This window comes from Faecalibacterium sp. DFI.5.82 (genome assembly GCF_029076575.1).
Lineage (GTDB): Bacteria > Bacillota > Clostridia > Oscillospirales > Ruminococcaceae > Faecalibacterium > Faecalibacterium duncaniae.
The window spans coordinates 1-308 of the sequence record NZ_JARFIS010000566.1 but is presented as its reverse complement, the minus strand read 5'-3'; the positions used below and the strand labels follow the sequence as shown (position 1 = coordinate 308).

Sequence of the window (308 nt, the reverse complement as noted above, 5' to 3'; positions counted from 1 at the left end):
AGCAGGTGTTCCTGGAGATGAAAAGGGAGCATCCCAGCATCGCTCTGGGTACGGTATATCTGCCCCCATTCCGGGAGCAGGAAAAGACAATCTTATGGAGGAGAAGTATCATGAACACTCACGTATCTCTTCTGCTCAACGAGCAGATCAATAAGGAGTTCTACTCCGCCTATCTGTATCTGGACTTTGCCAACTACTACGCCGCCGTCGGACTGGACGGCTTTGAGAACTGGTACCGGGTACAGGCGCAGGAGGAACGGGATCACGCGATGCTGTTTTATCAGTATTTGCAGAATAAAGGCGAGGAC

At 51.3% G+C, this 308-nt stretch carries 1 protein-coding gene; it reads left to right on the top strand.

Going from position 1 to position 308, the window contains the following annotated elements; translation table 11 throughout:
* Positions 1-17: 17 nt before the first annotated feature.
* Positions 18-308: ferritin-like domain-containing protein (locus tag P0G09_RS17905; RefSeq protein WP_275253343.1), on the top strand; the 291-nt coding region annotated here is incomplete at its 3' end.